The sequence below is a fragment of the Paenibacillus sp. FSL K6-1330 genome, assembly GCF_037976825.1.
Taxonomy (GTDB): Bacteria; Bacillota; Bacilli; order Paenibacillales; family Paenibacillaceae; genus Paenibacillus_AQ.
Genome location: NZ_CP150269.1, coordinates 6,474,534 through 6,493,668, shown reverse-complemented (window position 1 = coordinate 6,493,668; position 19,135 = coordinate 6,474,534). Strand labels below are relative to the sequence as shown.

The following is a 19,135-nucleotide window of genomic DNA, read 5'->3' as shown; positions in this document are numbered from 1 at the left end:
GAGGGATAACGATGAACAAAGCAGCGGACAAGCTAAAGGAAGTCAAATGCGTGATCTGGGATCTGGACAATACGATGTGGGACGGTATTTTGCTGGAGTCCGATGAGGTTAAGCTAAAGCCGCGCATGCGCGAGCTTCTCGCGGAACTGGATTCTCGCGGCATTCTGCAATCCATCGCAAGCCGCAATGATACGGAGCATGCGCTGGACAAGCTGAAGGAGTTCGGCATCGATACCTATTTCCTGTACCCCGAAATCAACTGGAATGCCAAATCAACGTCGATCGATAAAATACGCTTGAACTTGAACATCGGGATGGACACGATCCTATTCATCGACGATCAGCCCTTCGAACGGGATGAGGTCCTAAGCGTCCATCCAGAGGTAGAGTGTTTGGATGTGACGCCATACGAGACATTGCTCGGTCACCCGCGTCTCAATCCCCGGTTCATTACGGAAGATTCAAGACGTAGGCGGGCCATGTATCTGGAAGACATACTGCGCAAAAACGAGGAAGAATCGTTTGAGGGCCCCCAAGAAGCGTTTCTCAGCTCGCTCGGCATGCGCTTTGTCATTAGCGAGGCTAGAGAGGAGGACTTGAAACGGGCGGAGGAACTGACCATTCGCACGAATCAGCTGAATGCGACGGGTTATACGTACAGTTATGAGGAATTGGACAAGATCAGACGGTCGGATAATCATATCCTGCTCGTGTGCGAATTGACGGACAAATACGGCTCTTACGGCAAGATCGGGCTCGCTCTGATCGAATTGAAGGAAAGCTGCTGGCATCTGAAAATGCTGCTCATGTCCTGCAGAGTGATGTCTCGCGGAGTCGGTACCGTCATGCTCACGTATATCATGCAGCAGGCGAAGAATGAAGGGAAAGTACTTAGGGCCGACTTTAAACAGACGGACCGCAACAAGATGATGTATGTCACGTACCGTTTCGCTAGTTTCACGGAAATCTCCAATGACGGAGAAGGAAACATTCTGTTCGAGAACGATTTAAATCATATTCAACCGTTTCCGCCTTACATTGATGTGTTGGTAACGGTTGCTGGGAAGAGGGGTAACTAGATGGAAATCAAACAAAAAATCCGCAGTTTTATTGAAAGCAATCTGGTTGTATTTGAAGACGAGGCCGTGTTCACTGACGATGATCATATTTTTCAAAAGGGCTTCGTCAATTCGTTGTTCGCGATGAAACTCCTCAGCTACATCGAACAAGAATTCGGATTCACGGTCAGCAATGAGGATTTGGATATCGCTAATTTCAGCACGCTTAACAATATCGTAAAGCTAATCGAAAAGCATAAGCAGGAGGCCTAAGCGATGATTGGACAGACATGCGCGTCTGCTGCCCAAGTCGTAGAGGAGGCTAAAATTTTTGCCGATCGGGAAATCCGGCAGCTCGCAGGAGAAATCGATGTCAAAGGCGAGCTGCCCCGCACCTTGATTAACAAAATGGGGCAATTGGGATATCTGGCGGCCAGCTGGCCGGAGGAATATGGCGGTCTGGGGCTGGATCCTGTGGCATACGGACTGTTTACAGAGCAAATCGGCAAAGCTTGCTGCAACACGAGGGCTCTGATAACCGTTCAAACCTCACTGCTCGGAGAGACCATGCTGCGATTCGGCACAGAGGAACAGAAAAAATACTGGCTGCCACAGATGGCGCGGGCGGAGAAGCTGGGCGCGTTCGCCTTATCAGAACCAAATGTGGGCTCGGATGCTAAAAGCGTACAGACCACCTACCGTAAAGAAGGAAGCCATTATATTCTGAATGGCAGCAAAAAGTGGATTTCATTCGCCGCAATCGCTGATTTTTTCGTTGTGATCGCAGCTGATTCGGGCGGGCAAATCACCTCATTCATCGTAGAGCGCGAACGTGAAGGAGTGCATACAATCCCTATGCAAGGCATGCTCGGCAACCGGGGGGCTCACATTGCGGAGGTTCAGCTCAATGAAGTGAGAATTCCGGCGGAGAACGTGCTCGGCATCGTAGGCGGAGGCTTTACTTATATCGTATCCACCGCGCTTGATCATGGCAGATACAGCATTGCTTGGGCAGGAGCGGCAATTGCAGGCGAGGCGCTGGAAGCGATGGTAGCCTACTCGATGTCGCGGTCCCAATTCGGAGAGAAGCTGCACCAGTTCCAGTTGGTCAAAGGAATGATTGGGGACGCGGTCACCAAGGTTCATGCCGCCCGTACGCTTTGTATAGCCGCAGGTGAAATGCGAAAAGGCGGGGCGGCGGAAGCGGTTGACGAGACAGCGATCGCCAAATATTTTACATCGAAAGTTGCTGTTGAGGTCACGAACGATACGGTGCAAGTTCACGGCGGCAACGGCTGCCGCAGCGGCTTCCCTGCCGAGCGGTTATTTCGGGAAGCCAAAGTGCTGGAAATCATTGAAGGCACCAGCCAAATTCAGCAGCAGGTCATTTCTCAATACGGACTTCGCAAATATGCGGTAAAGAAGCAGGGGAAGTTCGAATAGAAAAGGATGGGTGAGAGTGTGAAGAAACCTCAGAAGCTGGACAAAAGCAATGTTGAAGATATTTTGGCATTGTCTCCTATGCAGTCCGGGATGCTGCTTCAATACTTGAGAGATCCCGAAACTACGCAGTATGTAGAGTTGATCGCACTTGCCGTCAGCGGGGAGCTGAAGCCCTCGTTGTTTGAACAGGCCTGGGCCTACGTTGTGCGGAGCAACGAGGCGCTGCGGTCTTTGTTCCGCTGGGAAGAGGTGAACCAGCCTGTTCAAATCGTGCTGCGGGAGCACCGTCCCATTATTCGTTATGAGGACTATTCCGATTATGACGAAAATGCTCAGGCTGGGCTGATTGCAGACCGGATTGCCGCCGATAAAAAGGAAAAATTCAAGCTGGATCAGGTGCCCTTCCGCTTGACGCTGTGTAAGCAGACCGAGCGCAAACACACCCTGCTAATGAGCTTTCACCATATCTTGTTCGATGGTTGGAGCACCGGAATCCTGTTGAAGGAATGGCGGAGCGCCTACCTGATGCTGGCGCAGGGGCAGGAGCCGAAGCGGCAGTACAAGCCGCACCTGAAGCAGTTTATCTCATTGCTGCAGCAGCAGGACAAGCAAACACAAGAGAACTACTGGAGCCAGTACTTGCATGACATGCAGAACCGGCCCATCGTTACGAGGAGTGCAAAAGCTTCAGGAATGCCGGACATGGCTGTATACACAGAACAACAGGGCAGCACCTTCACTGCCGGACTGCATCAGTGGGTCCGTTCCGAGGAAGTGACGCAGGCCGCTCTGTTCTATACGGCGTGGGGCATTCTGCTTCAGCACTATACTAATAGTGACGACGTATTGTTCGGTACTACGGTGTCAGGACGCAATACGATTATTCCCGGAATGGAGCACATGGTCGGCTTATTCATTAACACGCTGCCGTTTCGCATAACGGCGGGTCCGGATAAAATGATCCCCGAGCTCCTGGCCGAGGTGAATGCATCGATTCAAGCAAGCGAAGAGCATGCGAACACTTCCTTGACGGATATTAAAACATACGGAGGGCTCCGAGCTGAAGGTAGTCCGTTCGATACCCTAGTCGTAGTGGAGAATTATCCGCTGGATGAAGTGGTTACAAGCACCGACGGACCGCTTATTATTGAACCCCATCACATTGAGGAAGAGACCGAGTTCGATTTGACACTCCGCATTACCGTGGCCGAAGAGCTGGAATTAACCTTCTCATATAATAAACAGGCGTATCACGAGGATATGGTCAAGAAGCTTGCTCATCATTATCTCTATATTCTTGAACAAATCACACAAGCCCAAGTCCAGGTTACTACATACCGGGAGACCAGGCTTAAGGATATCGGGATTCTTACCCATGAAGAGCGGGAGCAAATTCTGTTATTCAACCTGACAACTTCAAATTATCCCAGTGAGAAAATGGTTCATGAGCTGTTCGAGGAACAGGTGCTGTTGTCCCCTGAGAGTACGGCTGTAACAGATGAGCATATATCCTATACCTATCGCGAGCTGAATGAGCAGGCTAACCGGATTGCTCGTTCGCTGCAGGCGAAAGGCATGGAAAGCGGCCAGATTGTGGGCTTGATGGCGAACAGATCCACAGAATTGGTTGCCGGAATCTTCGGCATTCTGAAAGCGGGAGGGGTCTATCTGCCGATTGATTCCGCGCATCCTGCCGAAAGGATCGCCTATATGCTGTCTGATGGCAATGTGCGCACAGTGCTGGCTTCACCGGGCCTTGAGGATCTGATACCGGAACATGCCCAGGTGCTGAAGCTGGACGAGGCGCTGCTTCATCTCGGCGAAGCGTCCGAGTTGCCTCAGGCAGGCAGTTCGGAACATCCGGCTTACGTCATGTATACATCCGGTTCGACCGGTAAGCCCAAAGGTGTCATTGTCGGGCACCGAGGAATTGTGAGGCTGGTTCGGAACACGAACCACGTCCAGTTCGAAGCGCATGACTGCGTCCTTCAGGCAGGAGCAATCGGCTTTGATGCTCTAACATTCGAGGTGTTCGGGGCGCTCTTGAACGGGGCTAGTCTGCATATTGCGGACAAGCATACGCTGCTTGACAATGCCAAACTGGATGCCTTTTTGCGTACGCGCGCAATATCGGGCGGACTGCTGACTCCGGCATTATTCAATCAGTTGGCCCAGCAGCGTCCAGACATGTTCGCCGGGATGCGGAACCTGGTCGTAGGCGGCGATGTACTCTCTCCGAAGCACATTGAGGCTGTTCGGCAAGCATGTCCTGGACTGACGATTTGGAACGCGTACGGTCCTACCGAAAACACGGTTATTTCCACCTGCTTCCGTATCGACCGTGAATTTAACGAGCATATTCCGATCGGGCCGCCTATCAGCAATTCTACGGCTTATATCGTCGACCGCTATGATAACCTGCTGCCGATCGGCATTCCCGGCGAGCTGATCGTCGGAGGTGACGGTGTTGCGCTCGGGTACTTGAATCGGCCGGATCTGACGGCGGAGAAATTTGTATCGGATCCCTTCCGCTTAAGCGGGAATATCTACAGGACAGGCGATATGGCGCGCTGGCTGGAAGACGGAACCATTGAATATATGGGACGAATGGACCAGCAAGTGAAAATCCGCGGCCACCGCGTCGAAATCGGTGAAATCGAGACGATGCTCCTGCAGCACAAATCAGTTCAAGAAGCAGCGGTAACGGTGCAACAACGGGGCGCTCAGACTGAGTTATGCGCCTACATAGCGGCTTGTGAGACGGTGTCTATATCTGACCTGCGGACATATCTTTCCGCAAAATTGCCCGATTACATGATACCGTCTCACATTGTCCATCTGGAACAGATACCGCTTACACCTAACGGAAAGCTGGACCGCAAGGCACTGCCTGCGCTTGCGGAGGCTCCCCGCGAGGTTCAGGAAGCTGCGATGCCGAGGACAGAGCTGGAGAATCTGATTGCAGACGCCTGGAAAGCCGTGCTTGAGCTGGACCGCATCGGTATCCACGATAAGTATTTTGAAGTAGGCGGCAATTCGATTAGCCTCATCCAACTGCAGAGCAGACTGCAAAGACAGCTTAAGCGTGAGATTTCAATCGTCACGCTGTTCCAATACCCCACCGTGTATGAACTGGCTGTGCATTTGGCAGGCGAAACGGAACGATCAGCAGAACGGAAGAGCGAGAGTGCAGCACCCACTAGGAAGAACGAGCAGCCTTCCCCGGCACAACCCGGCCGTACGAAGCACGAGAATGAAGGCAGCCGGGATATTGCAGTTATTGGTTTGGCCGGCAGATTCCCTGGCGCACGAAATATCAGTGAGTTTTGGAGCAATTTGCAGCAGGGCAGAGAGTCGATCTCCTTTTTTTCGGATGACGAACTGGCAGAGTATGGATTTGACCGCCAGCTTTTGGAGCGGCCTGAGTTTGTCAAAGCAAAGGGCGTGCTGGATGAGATGGACCACTTCGATCCGGCCTTCTTTGGTTATACTCCGGATCAGGCGGCGATGATGGATCCTCAAGTTCGCCTGCTGCACGAATGCGCGTGGCATACGCTGGAGGATGCCGGCTGTGACCCGCAGCGACATGTTGGGTCTATCGGGCTGTTTGCCGGGGTTACGAACAATTTCCACTGGCTGTCGCAGCTGTCTGACCGCCTGCACGGGAGTTTATCGGATATGTTTGAGGTTGATTCGCTGAATGATTCGTATACGGTCAGCACTCGTATTTCGCATAAGCTGAATTTGAAAGGTCCTGCGATTAGTTTGCAAACGGCCTGTTCTACCTCACTGGTAGCTGTACATTTGGCTTGCCAGTCTATTCTTAACGGGGACTGCGATCTGGCTCTGGCCGGAGGCGCGTCGATCGTGCTCCCTCATAAATCGGGTTATCTGTATCAGGAAGGAATGGTAAAGTCACCGGACGGTCATTGCCGCACCTTCGATGCCAAAGCAAAGGGAACGATAGGCGGAGATGGTGTCGGATTCGTGGCGCTCAAATCGCTCGAGGCAGCTATCACAGATGGTGACCGGATTTATGCGGTAATCAAAGGCTCGGCTATCAACAATGACGGCAGTCGCAAGGTCGGTTATACGGCGCCAAGCGTACAGGGCCAAGCTGATGTTATCGCCAGAGCTCAAGAAGCCGCAGGAGTTCCAGCCGAAAGTATCACTTACGTTGAGGCGCACGGATCGGGAACTACGCTTGGCGATCCGATCGAGATCGAGGCGTTGACGAAGGCATTCCGGACGGACAAGACCGGCTTCTGCCGCATAGGCTCCGTAAAAACGAACATAGGACATCTGGATGCCGCAGCAGGGGTGGCGGGTTTGATCAAGACGGCGCTGGCGCTTCATCATAAACAGCTTCCGCCCAGCCTGCATTATGAGACCCCGAATCCGAATATTGATTTCGCGAACAGTCCTTTCGTAGTCAATACCGGCCTGGCCGATTGGCGCAACGATGATTATCCGCTGCGCGCGGGAGTCAGTTCCTTCGGAATAGGTGGAACGAATGCCCACGTCGTCATGGAAGAGGCGCCTATACAGGGAGCCACCGGGAAGGGACGGACCCATCAGGTGCTGGTATTGTCCGCACAGACACCGGATGCACTCGATTCGATGACAGCCAATCTAGGCGTCTATCTCAAGGAGCATCCTTCAGAGAATCTGGCCGATATTGCGTATACCTTGCAGACCGGCCGGCGTCCCTTCAGATACCGGCGCCTGCTCTCCTGCAGCACGGTTGAGGAAGCGATAGCAGCACTGACGCCTGCTGCTGACAGGGCAAGCTTCGATGCACGGAAAGTAATCTCCGGCACGACCGGGGAGGAGCGCGGTTCAATCGTGTTCATGTTCTCCGGGCAAGGATCGCAATATATCAACATGGGGAAGGGCTTGTATGAGACCGAGCCCGTGTTCCGAGAAGAGATGAACCACTGCTTCCGTCTGTATCTCGACATTACCGGCTCTGATATGAAGGTAATGCTGTACCCGGATGCAGACGCAGAGACTGCGGAAGCGTCCCTTCAATTAAATCAGACTAAACATATCCAGCCTGCCATGCTTATGCTCGAATTTGCGCTCGCGCGTCTTCTCCTGTCATGGGGAGTGAAGCCGGATGCGATGATAGGTTACAGCTTCGGCGAGTATGCTGCCGCTTGCCTCGCCGGCGTCATGTCACTGGAAGAGGCGATGCGTCTCATCATACTGCGCGGAGAGCTTATGCATCAGGTGCCGCCAGGCGGGATGCTCAGCGTGCCTCTTCCTGAGCAAGATATCAAACCCCTTCTTAGCGGCTCCATATCACTGGCGGTCGTCAACGGGCCTTCCTGCATTGTATCCGGCCCAGAAGAAGAAATCGCCGCATTCGAACAGCAGATGAAGGCGGGCAAATTCGTTTGTATGAGATTGCCGATGTCAACGGCTGCTCATTCTTCGCTTCTTCACGAAGTGGCGGAGCCGTTCGCCGAAGCCGTCCGACAGGTCCGTTTGAATCCGCCCCAAATACCGTATATCTCTACAACGACGGGCAATTGGATAACGGATGAAGAAGCGACAGACCCGGGTTATTGGACTCGGCACATGACGGATACCGTTCGTTTTGCGGATGGGATTGAGCGGCTTGCAGAGCAGCAGGGCAGGCTGTTCGTGGAAATCGGTCCGGGGCAGGATTTGACACTCTTGGCGCGTCGCTACATCGATACAGAGCGCGGACAGCAGGCACTAAACCTTATGCCGCCTGAGCATAGCAGTATACCGGACACCTCCCTGCTCGTTAACCGGATCGGGAGAGTGTGGCTCTACGGCCAGTCCGTCGATTGGAGAGCATTTCATGGAGAAGAACCGCGACGGCGTATCTCTCTACCTCTTTATCCGTTTGCCGGGCAGCGCTATTGGATCGAGTCTGCTGCCGGTACTTCACTGCCGGTGGGCAGCGCTAAGAACAAGATTCAGGGCGCGGGCGGGAAGGTGGCCAAGCTGCCCGACATGTCCGACTGGTTCTATGTACCGACATGGAAAAAAGAACAGCTGCTTCCTTGCTCCTCCGGCATGAACGCAAAAATTGCCAGAAACTGGATTGTATTTGCCGATGAAAACGGCTTGTCCGCCGATATTATGCAGTCTATAGCCGAGTACGGAGGGCAAATTGTTTTCGTTAGAGCGGGCGAGCACTACGAACGGGTCACAGCTCATCAATATATCGTGAATCCGCAAAATGAACATCATTATATGAAACTTTTTGCGGATCTGGAAGCCGGGGGAACCTCGCCTGACCTGCTGCTTCACGCTTGGGGAATTTCCGCTCCATCCTCTTGTGACAGCGGTGCATCTTGGCTGACTGCCACACAGGAACGTGGATACTACAGCTTGTTATACACGGGCAAGGCACTGAAAAAACAAGCTTCAGGTCATGAAATACACATGTGGGTGCTGACGGATCATATGCACGCTATTGCCGGCGAATCTGTCCTGTATCCTGAGAAAGCGACGGTACTTGGACCATGCCGGGTTATTCCGCAAGAATTACCTAACATTCATTGTCACAGTATCGATATTAACCTGCCGGAAGCGGGAAGCTGGCAGAGAGACAGGCTGATCCGCCGCCTGCTGGACGAGTTCGGCGCTGCCCGGTTTGAATTGGCGGCTGCCTATCGCGATAACGAACGCTGGGTTCTCGGTTATGAGCCCGTTAAAATAGCGGAACCTGAAGCGGAAGCATCGGGACTCCGTCAAGGCGGCGTTTATTTGATCACGGGCGGATTAGGATATATCGGCCAGGTTCTCGCAGGTCATTTGGCCCGAAGCGTACAGGCGAAGCTTGTCTTCACCACCCGCTCATCATTCCCGACCAATGACAAATGGGAACAGTGGCTTGCCGAACACGGCCCTGAGAATACCGTCAGTGTCCAGATTGGCAAGCTGAAGCAGCTCGAATCCCAGGGAGCCGAGGTACTTGTGTTAACGGCGAACTCGTCGGACTTAGAGCAAATGAAGGAGGCTGTCCGGCAAATCGAGTCAGTGTTCGGTTCCTTAAACGGAGTTATCCATACAGCGGGTATGACTGGGGAAGCGGCATTTAGGATGCTGGAGGAGACAGACGAGGAATTAAGCGAACAGCATTTCCAAGCAAAGCTGTATGGACTCTATGTTCTGGATCGAGTGTTGGCTGACAAGGAGCTTGATTTCTGCCTGCTGGCCTCGTCGCTGTCTCCGATGCTGGGCGGATTAGGCTTTACCGCCTATTCAGCAGCGAACCATTTTATGGATGCCTATGTACACGATCGCAACCGTCGTCTGAGCACGGCTTGGACCAGTGTCAACTGGGACGGTTGGCAGCTGGAGAAAGAGCAGACGATTCATGGGCAGGCGGGCGCTTCGATATCCGAGCTGCTCATTGCGCCAGAAGAGGGGATCGAGCTGCTGAGGCGCGTGTTGTCGGTCCGGGAAGCAGGCCAGATCGTCCTGTCGACCGGCAGCTTGCAGGATCGGATCGACAAGTGGGTGAAACGGACGGCTCAAGAAGAGGCATCCCTACCACAGGGAGACGGCGGCTTTTATACCCGTCCCGCATTGTCCGGTGAATATATCGCTCCCGTAACTGAATCGGAACGCAAGCTCTGCGGAATGTGGGAGCAATTCTTTCGGATAGACCGGATCGGGGTGCTGGATGATTTCTTCGAATTGGGCGGAGATTCGCTCAAGGCAATTACAGTCGTAACCGGGATTCATAGAGAAATGAAGGTGGAAATCAGCTTGCCCGCCTTTTTCAATATGCCGACGATCCGGCAGCTTGCCGCCTTTATCGATGAGGCGGAACAGAGTACCTACCATGATATCGAAAAGGCCTCAATCCGCGAATATTACGAGTTATCCTCTGCGCAGAAGCGTCTGTATCTGATCCAGCAGATGGAGAAGGGACATACGGGATATAACGAAATTGTCGCCGGCATTTTAAAAGGCAAGCTGGACAAAGCTCGTATGGAAGCGGTACTCCGGCAGCTGATAAAGCGTCATGAAAGCTTGCGTACTTCATTTGAATTGGTTAACGGCTTGCCCATGCAGAAAATCAACGAAACCGTCGAGTTCGAGGTTGAATATGCGGACTTCAGCGGCGAAATTGAGCCGGGGACATCGGACGCTGGACTCCTTGATGAGGAAGGGGAAACGGCTGCGAAAATCCGCGAAATAGTGGCGAAGTTCGTGCGGCCCTTTGACTTAACCCGGGCGCCTTTGATGCGCGCCGGACTGATCAAGCTTGAGGATGAGCGGCATGTGTTGATGGTGGATCTTCATCATATCGTGTCGGACGGTTTATCACAGGACATATTCGTTAACGATTTTATGGCCCTGTATGCTGGCCGTGACTTGCCCGAGCTTGAGCTGCAGTATAAGGACTTTTCAGAATGGCAGAACCGGATGAAAGAAACGGAAGAGCAGCAACGGCAGGGAGAATTCTGGCTAAATCAGCTGCAGGAAGCTCCCCGGCTAGCTCTGCGCACGGATTATCCGCGCCCAGAGGCAAGAAATTTCGCTGGCAGTCGAGTCCATTTTGATCTGAGTACGGAGCAGACCCAAGCTTTGAAGTCGCTCTGCCTGAAGGAAGATGTAACGTTGTTCATGACGCTGCTCGCCGCTTACAACCTGCTTCTCTCCAAAGTTTGTGTACAACAAGACATCGTTGTAGGGACCCCGATTATCGGCCGCAAACAGCAGGCTTTGCATCTTATTATCGGCAAGTTCGTTAACATGCTTCCGCTGCGTAATCAATTGGATGAAGAAATGAGCTTCAGTGCTCTTCTCCAAACTGTGCGGAGCACAACCTTGGATGCATTTGCTAATCAGGACTACCAGTTTGAAGAAATGGTTCAGCAGTTGGGTCAGGACCGTGATTTGGCCCGTAATCCAGTATTTGATGTTGTATTCGCGCTTCAGAATATGCAGAACCCTGAGATGAGCATTCCGGGCCTGAAGATGGAGCCATTCCCGTTCGTTCACGATGCCTCTCATTTCGATTTATCTCTGATTGCGGAGGAGGACGGGGAAAGACTGTCCTTCAAGTTTGAATACAGTACACGCTTATTCCTTAGAGACACGATTGTGCGTTATGCAGGTTATATGCAGGATATTATATCCGGTGTTCTGGCAGATCCGGACAAGAAGCTGAAGGACATCACGATTGCTCATCATTTATCTGAGCCCGAACCTGTCTATCTTGCCGGAGCCCGGGGAGATTTCGGACTATGAGTGAAAGCCGGAGGAAGAAAGGGAGGAATAGGGATGGGGCTTGAAAATCGTTTGGACCGACTGGCAGTGGCAGCTTCTCAAAAGAGCAAGGAACGGGATTACTGGTTGTCCGCATTGTCCGGAGAATATGACAAAAGCGGGTTTCCTGGCGATTATACGCGCGGAACAGGGGTGACGGTTGAATATGCTTCGTTTTCCTTCCCGCAGGAGCTGGCGGACCGCCTGTTGCAAGTCAGCAACGGATCGGATTCAAAGCTTCATGTCGTACTATCTGCTGCACTCGCCGTTTTGCTGGCCAAAATGTCCAATCGCAGTGTCGTTACGCTAGGGACTCCGATCTATAAGCAGAAGGAAGAGGCCGAATTTATCAATTCCGTACTGCCTTTGCGGATTAAGATCGATCACTCACTCTCGTTCAGACAATGTCTTCTTCACACGCAAGATACGGTTGTGGCAGCAGTGGATCATCAGAGCTATCCGATGGAGATGGTGGCGGAACAGTTGGCGCTTCAAACGGATGATCCCATCGCACATCCGTTATTCGAGGCGGCATTGCTGCTCGACAACATTCATGAAGAGCGTTATTTCCGGAATGTGAAATGGACTACGTTGTTTTCTTTTTGCAGGGAGCAAGACCGCATCAGCGGTACGGTTCAATATAACGCACAGCTCTACCGCAGCGACACGATAGATAAACTTGTCTCGCGTTACACACTTCTGCTGCGGGAGACGCTGGCGAATCCGGATCTTCCGCTGAACAGCATCGACATACTGCTGCCGGGGGAGAGAGAGGATCTTCTCGGCCCTCTGGCCGGCAGTCCAGCCGAGTTTCTTGAACATAAGACCGTTCAGCAATGGTTTGAAGAGCAGGCTGCACGGACCCCGCATGCGCCTGCCATCGTTAACCAGGGGCAGTACATGACGTATGGTGAGCTGAATGAGAAGGCCAACCAGCTCGCCCGGGTACTGAGGACTGAAGGAATCGGGGCGGGTGACATCGTAGGCATGCTGTTTGCGCCTTCCGCTGACATGATGCTTGGTATGATGGCCGTCCTTAAAGCCGGCGGTGCTTTCCTGCCGATAGACCCGGATTATCCCGACGAGCGCATAACGTACATGCTGGAAGACAGCCGCGCACAAGTGGTGCTGACACAACAGGCTTTTATCGGCAGAATGAGAGGCCGCAAGACGCTGTGTCTGGATGATGAAGAGTTGTTTGCCGACGAAGCAGGTAATTTGGCATTAGAGAGCACATCGGATGATCTGGCCTATGTTATCTATACATCCGGGTCAACAGGACAGCCGAAAGGTGTCATGATTGAGCACCGTTCGCTTGTCAATCTGGCCTTCTGGCACAATCGCACTTTTGGTGTAACAACATTGGATCGCAGCATTAAGTATGCCGGTTTCGGATTTGACGCTTCGGTGTGGGAAGTGTTTCCCTATCTGCTTGCAGGGGCATGCATTCACATCGTGCCATCCGAGATCAGACTGGATGCAAACAAACTGGATGATTTTTTCACAGAGAACGGCATTACCATCGCCTTCTTGCCGACTCTGATGTGCGAGCAGTTCATGGATTTGCCAGACCGGGAACAGACCCCACTGCGGATCTTGTTAACAGGCGGCGATCGGTTGAAGCGGTATAAGCCGGGCAACTACAGGCTGTTCAACAATTACGGTCCTACTGAGAATGCGGTCGTGACTACGTTCACCGAAATTAAGCCGGACAACGGAGGCATTCCGATCGGGCGGCCGGTCGATAATGCCAAGGTTTATATATTAGACGCTAATTTTCAGCTGCTTCCACCAGGATTGCCTGGCCAAATCTGCGTTTCGGGTGCGGGTCTGGCTCGCGGTTATCTCGGTCGACCGGAGCTGACAGCAGAGAAATTCGTCCCTCACCCGTTCGCTCCCGGAGAGCGCCTGTATTTGACGGGTGATCTGGGACGCTGGCTTCAAGACGGAACACTGGAGTACTTGGGCCGACAGGACGACCAGGTCAAGGTACGGGGATATCGCATAGAGCCCGGTGAGATCGAAGCTCTGCTGCGGCGTCACGAGGAAGTTCGCGAAGCTGTAATCCGCATCATGGAAGATGAGAGCGGGCAGAACTTCTTATGCGCGTACTATACCGGGCCGGATGATCTCTCCGCTGCTAAACTTCGGGAGCATCTCTCCGGGCAGCTGCCCGCTTATATGATTCCGGCCTATTTTGTCTACCTGAATGAGCTTCCTGTAACGGCAAACGGCAAACTGGATATGAAAGCATTACCTGATCCGAAAGCTCATGTTCATACTGGCAAGAAATACGTGGCACCACAGGGTGAAACAGAGAACACACTGGTCCGGATCTGGGCCGAGGTTTTGGCGGTTAGCGAAGACAAAGTCGGGGTACAGGATACGTTTTTCGACCTGGGAGGCAACTCATTTCAGCTGGTCCAGGTAGTCAATATGCTGAAGGAAACCTTCGGGCATGACATTCCAGTACCCGTTATGTTCCAGTACACTACGGTCTCGGCGCTCGGCGGCTATCTACAGAGGATGGACAATGGGGAGGCTCCAATGCCCCAAGATATGGCCGACAACGAAGAGATGGATGCGGGATTCGAAACCATGGAACAGACGATGCTGATTCTGGAGGGAGCGCATGATGACTAAAAGCAAACATTCACAAACGGCTACCGGGCTGGAAATCGCTGTGATTGGCATGGCGGGCCGGTTTCCCGAAGCGCGAAATATAGAGGAGTACTGGGATAATCTGAGAAACGGCAAGGAATCGATCCATTTCTTCTCCGATAGCGAACTTGAGGCGGCAGGCGTCGATCCCGAACTGATTCGAAATCCCAGATATGTAAGAGCGAAAGGGCTCGTACCGGATGCGGAATGGTTTGATTCTGATTTTTTTGATTATTCCCCGCGCGAGGCTGAAGTCATTGATCCGCAGCTGCGGATCTTCCATGAGTGCGCCTATGAAGCGTTGGAGCATGCGGGCTACGACACGGAGCAGACAAACGGCGCTATCGGTCTGTACGCAGGGGCATCATCGAGTATTTACTGGCAGCTAGTGGCCATGCTCTCGCGCAGCGAGAGCACAGCCGAGCAGTTCGCCGCACTGGCTTTGTCGGACAAAGATTTCTTGAGCACGCGTATTGCCCACAAGCTGAATTTAAAAGGCACGAGTGTGAACGTCGATTCTGCTTGCTCCACCTCCCTGCTGGCCATTCACCTGGCCTGCCGAGCACTGCTTACGGGCGAATGCAGGATAGCGTTAGCCGGCGGAGTTACCGTAACGGTACCCCGGACGGAAGGTTATTTATACGAGGAAGGTATGGTGAGCTCGCCGGATGGCCATTGCCGTGCTTTCGCTTCAAATGCCAAGGGAACCGTCGGCGGCGAAGGGGCGGGTGTCGTTGTGCTGAAGCCGCTTAAGCAGGCATTAGCCGACGGAGACGCTATTTATGCGGTTATTAAGGGCTCGGCGGCGAACAATGACGGTACGCGTAAAATGGGTTACTCCGCTCCCAGTGTAGAGGGACAGGCTGAGGTAATCCGCGCGGCGCAGCGGATGAGCCGGGTCACTCCGGAGAGTATCAGCTATATCGAAGCGCACGGTACCGGTACAGCGCTGGGCGATCCGGTCGAGATCGAAGCGCTTAAGCTGGCTTTCCAGACGGACAAAACAGGGTTCTGTCGGATCGGCTCCGTCAAGACGAACATCGGCCACTTAAATAGCGCCGCCGGGGTTGCGGCGTTCATCAAAACGGTGCTGGCGCTTATGCACAAGCAGCTTCCGCCGAGCTTACATTTCGATAAGCCTAATCCCAAAATCGATTTTGCCAGCAGTCCGTTTATCGTCAATACAGAGCTCACGAGCTGGACGAGCGAGCAGCACCCGCTGAGAGCCGGCGTGAGCTCGTTCGGTATCGGTGGAACCAATGTGCATGTGGTGCTCGAAGAAGCACCTCCCCGGGCGGAAGAAACGAAAGGGAGAGATTCACAGCTGCTCCTATTGTCCGCAAAAACGGAATCAGGACTTGAACAAGCTACAGCCCGCTTACGCGAGTATTTACGGGCTAATCCAGGTCTTTCTCTACCCGATGCGGCCTACACACTGCAGATCGGCCGCAGGGCATATAAGCATAGGCGCATGCTCGTAAGTTCTTCTGCGGAGGAAGCGCTGGAGCTGTTGGGCAGCCTGCCTCCGGAACGGGTTTACAGCCTTGTTGGCGATAATGAACAGCCCAGGCTCGTATTTATGTTCCCTGGACAAGGCGCGCAGTATGTCAACATGGGACTGGATCTGTACAACCATGAGCCGGAATTCCGCGAAGCAGCCGACCGGTGCTTTGCCATTATCCGTCCGTTGATGGACGTTGATTTAAAAGATTTGATGTATCCCGCCGGTAGCGAAGCGGCCGGTGATCATAGTGATCGCTTGAAGCAGACGGACGTGACACAGCCGGTCATGTTTATATTCTCCTATGCGCTGGCAAATCTGCTGATCGGATGGGGGCTGAAGCCTGCCTCCATGATCGGACACAGCGTCGGAGAATATGTGGCCGCTTGTCTGGCAGGAGTATTGACGGTAGAAGATGCGCTGGAGCTGGTCGTGCTGCGGGGTAAACTTATGCACAGCCTGCCGGAGGGAGCGATGTTAAGCGTACCCTTACCTGAGCAGGAACTCATACCGTTCATGAACGAAGGCTTATCGATTGCGGCAGTTAACGGTCCGGTGATGTGCGTCGTATCGGGATCTCATGAGGTGATAGAGCTTTTGGAAGAAAAGCTGACCCGGAAAGGGCAGGCCTGCACAAGACTGCATACGTCACATGCCTTTCACTCCGCCATGATGGAACCGGCAATGGAGCCGTTTCGCCAGAAGTTAAGAGGGATGGAGCTGCAGGCCCCGGGCATACCATATATTTCAAATGTAAGCGGAGGCTGGATTGCGAAGGAAGAAACAGTCGATCCCGATTACTGGGTCCGGCATTTGCGCGGGACCGTACGCTTTGCCGACGGTCTTCGCGAGCTGCTGCATGACGATAAGGCCGTATTTGTGGAAGTCGGTCCCGGCAACACATTAAGCGCATTCGTGCGTCGGCATCCCGACAAGAAGGAGCGGCACGCCGTCATCAATCTTGTTCGGCATGTGAAGGAGCAAGTGCGTGACGACTATTATTTGCAGCAGCAGGTGGGACGCATGTGGCTGGAAGGAGCTCGCCCTGATTGGAAAACATTCCATGCGCATGAACAGCGCCGGCGGATAGCTCTGCCGACGTATCCGTTTGAGCGCAAGCGTTATTGGGTTGATCCGCCGTTTGATACGGATGTTCTAAAGCAAGGTCTTGTCCGCAAGGAAGCGAAGGAATCAAGACCCCAAAGCGTTGCCGGAGTTAAAAAGAATGCTGTACGGGAGTGGCTGTACACGCCAATCTGGGAACGTTCCCTGTTAAACGAAGAGGCAGTTGCGGCTGCGGGCATGAAACCCAAGACCTCTTGGCTATTTTTTGCGCCAGAGCATGGCATTTGTTCCCGGCTGGCAGCGGGGTTACAGCAAGCCGGTCATGGCATCGTTTCGGTTTATCCATCCGATTCGTTTGCTAAGCTGGATGATCAAGCGTACGGGATCGATCCGGGGCAGCAAGAGCATTATACCCGACTGCTGCAGAATTTGAAGGAAGCCGGCACCATGCCGGAGCGCATTGTTCATGCCTGGCTGACGGGGGAGAGCGTACATACCGAAGGGTGGACCGCTTCCCGCAGCGCAAGGGTACTGGCTAATGGTTATTTCAGCCTTATTGCACTGGCTCAGGCGATTGGGACTTGCGGACTGCAGGAAGAGCTGCAGCTTACGGTCATAACGTCCGGTATGCAAGAGGTGACAGGAGATGAGCGGCTGCTGCCGGAACAAGCAGCGGTGCTTGGGGCATGTCTGGTTATTCCGCAGGAATACGGCAATGTGCGCTGTCGCAGCATCGATATTGCGGATTCGCTCGGGCAGGAGGTTTCTGAACATCGGCAGCAAGCGCTATTGGGCCGATTACAAGCCGAATTAACCGCTTTTCCAGCGGATATTTTCGTCGCGTATCGCGGTTGGAACCGCTGGGTGCAGACATACATTCCAATTCCGGTTCCTGCCGCTGTCGAAGAGAATTTCGGTCTCAGAGAAGAGGGGGTATACCTGATTACCGGAGGCTTGGGCGGTATAGGAATGACCTTGGCGGAGCATCTGGCGAAGAGTGTGAGGGCTAAGCTCATACTTGTCAGCCGATCGGGAATAGGGGAAGAAGCGGACTGGCGTCAATGCGTCGAACATACGGCAGACGAAACTCAGGCGATTCAGCTGAAAAAGCTCGAGGAGCTGGAGTTGTACGGGGCCGAGGTACTGGTCTGCAAAGCGGATGTAAGCAATGAGCAGCAAATGGAGCAGGCCGTAGCCCGGGCGGTCGACCGCTTCGGAACGATTCATGGCGTTATCCACGCGGCCGGCACGGCGGATGGTGCGCTCATCCAGCGGCGGACTTGGGAGATTGAAGAACGTGCATTGACGGCCAAGGTGAACGGTACGCGTGTCCTCGAGCGAGTGCTGGCGGGAAGGAAGCTGGACTTCCTCGTATTGTGTTCTTCTCTGACCAGTGTGCTGGGCGCCTTGGGCCAAGCGGGGTACTGCGCAGCCAATGCGTTTCTCGATGCTTACGCCTACCGTAAACGCTCGCTGGACAATACGCATGTCGTCGCGATTGATTGGGACGGGTGGCAGACTGTCGGAATGGCCGCTGCGGCTGAGCAAGAAGTCGCCATTGCTGCAGCGCAAGCGGGAGTGTCCACACAAGGCCCGGACAAGCAGACCCGGTTGTTCCCTGAGGAAGGAATCGCTGTTTTCCGGTATGCACTGGCTTGCGGTCTGCCTCAGGTAACGGTATCGACGACGGATTTGAGCTTGCGGCTGCATGCCGCCCGCACTTCATCCCTGCAATCCCTAGTGGACGGGGAGATGAGCGGCATATCCCGCACAACGGCACGTTCCGAGGTCAGCACGTCGTTTGCGCCTCCGGAGGACGAACTGGAGCAGACTTTAGCCCAGCTTTGGCAGGACTATCTGGGTATTGATCAAGTCGGCCTGCATGATAACTTCTTCGAGCTGGGGGCTACCTCGCTCGATATTATTCAAATGAACTCCAAGCTCCAACGTTCACTTCAGCAGGAAGTGTCAGTGGTTGACATGTTCAGCCATCCGACCATTTATGCACTCGCTGGGTTGCTGAGAAGATTACAAGCGGGAACCGGTCAGCAGGAAGAGACAGCGGACCGCACAGAACTGATACAGGACGGAAAGCACAGGCTGCAGAAGCGGCTGCAAAAAAGGAATAGAACGTGAAGGAGGT

Annotated in this window: 6 protein-coding genes; all 6 read left to right on the top strand. The window is 53.5% G+C overall.

Going from position 1 to position 19,135, the window contains the following annotated elements; all coding sequences use genetic code 11:
* Positions 1-11: 11 nt before the first annotated feature.
* From NYE54_RS29690 to NYE54_RS29665, 6 genes are read left to right on the top strand one after another with little or no spacing between them, the layout of a single operon-like run.
* Positions 12-1,079: an HAD-IIIC family phosphatase gene (locus tag NYE54_RS29690; RefSeq protein ID WP_339268136.1), complete on the top strand. Its 1,068-nt coding sequence runs from the start codon at positions 12-14 to the stop codon at positions 1,077-1,079.
* The gene (locus NYE54_RS29685; RefSeq protein WP_053491437.1) at positions 1,080-1,331 is read left to right on the top strand and encodes an acyl carrier protein; all 252 of its coding nucleotides are present in this window, start codon (positions 1,080-1,082) and stop codon (positions 1,329-1,331) included.
* A 3-nt stretch (positions 1,332-1,334) separates the two neighbouring features.
* A complete protein-coding gene (locus NYE54_RS29680) occupies positions 1,335-2,501 on the top strand; it encodes an acyl-CoA dehydrogenase family protein (protein ID WP_339268131.1) in 1,167 nt (388 codons plus the stop codon).
* A gap of 18 nt (positions 2,502-2,519) precedes the next feature.
* Positions 2,520-11,747: an amino acid adenylation domain-containing protein gene (locus tag NYE54_RS29675; RefSeq protein ID WP_339268130.1), complete on the top strand. Its 9,228-nt coding sequence runs from the start codon at positions 2,520-2,522 to the stop codon at positions 11,745-11,747.
* Between the two features lie 33 nt (positions 11,748-11,780).
* Entirely contained in the window at positions 11,781-14,408 is a 2,628-nt protein-coding gene (locus tag NYE54_RS29670; RefSeq protein WP_339268128.1) for a non-ribosomal peptide synthetase, read from the top strand.
* Positions 14,401-19,128, top strand: a complete 4,728-nt coding sequence (locus NYE54_RS29665; RefSeq protein WP_339268127.1) for an SDR family NAD(P)-dependent oxidoreductase — start codon at positions 14,401-14,403, stop codon at positions 19,126-19,128. The genes NYE54_RS29670 and NYE54_RS29665 overlap by 8 nt, the downstream gene beginning before the upstream one ends.
* Positions 19,129-19,135: the final 7 nt, after the last annotated feature.

Coding starts and splice junctions, on each gene's coding strand:
- NYE54_RS29690 (WP_339268136.1), top strand. CDS start 12: ATGAACAAAGCAGCGGACAAGCTAAAGGAAGTCAAATGCGTGATCTGG.
- NYE54_RS29685 (WP_053491437.1), top strand. CDS start 1,080: ATGGAAATCAAACAAAAAATCCGCAGTTTTATTGAAAGCAATCTGGTT.
- NYE54_RS29680 (WP_339268131.1), top strand. CDS start 1,335: ATGATTGGACAGACATGCGCGTCTGCTGCCCAAGTCGTAGAGGAGGCT.
- NYE54_RS29670 (WP_339268128.1), top strand. CDS start 11,781: ATGGGGCTTGAAAATCGTTTGGACCGACTGGCAGTGGCAGCTTCTCAA.
- NYE54_RS29665 (WP_339268127.1), top strand. CDS start 14,401: ATGACTAAAAGCAAACATTCACAAACGGCTACCGGGCTGGAAATCGCT.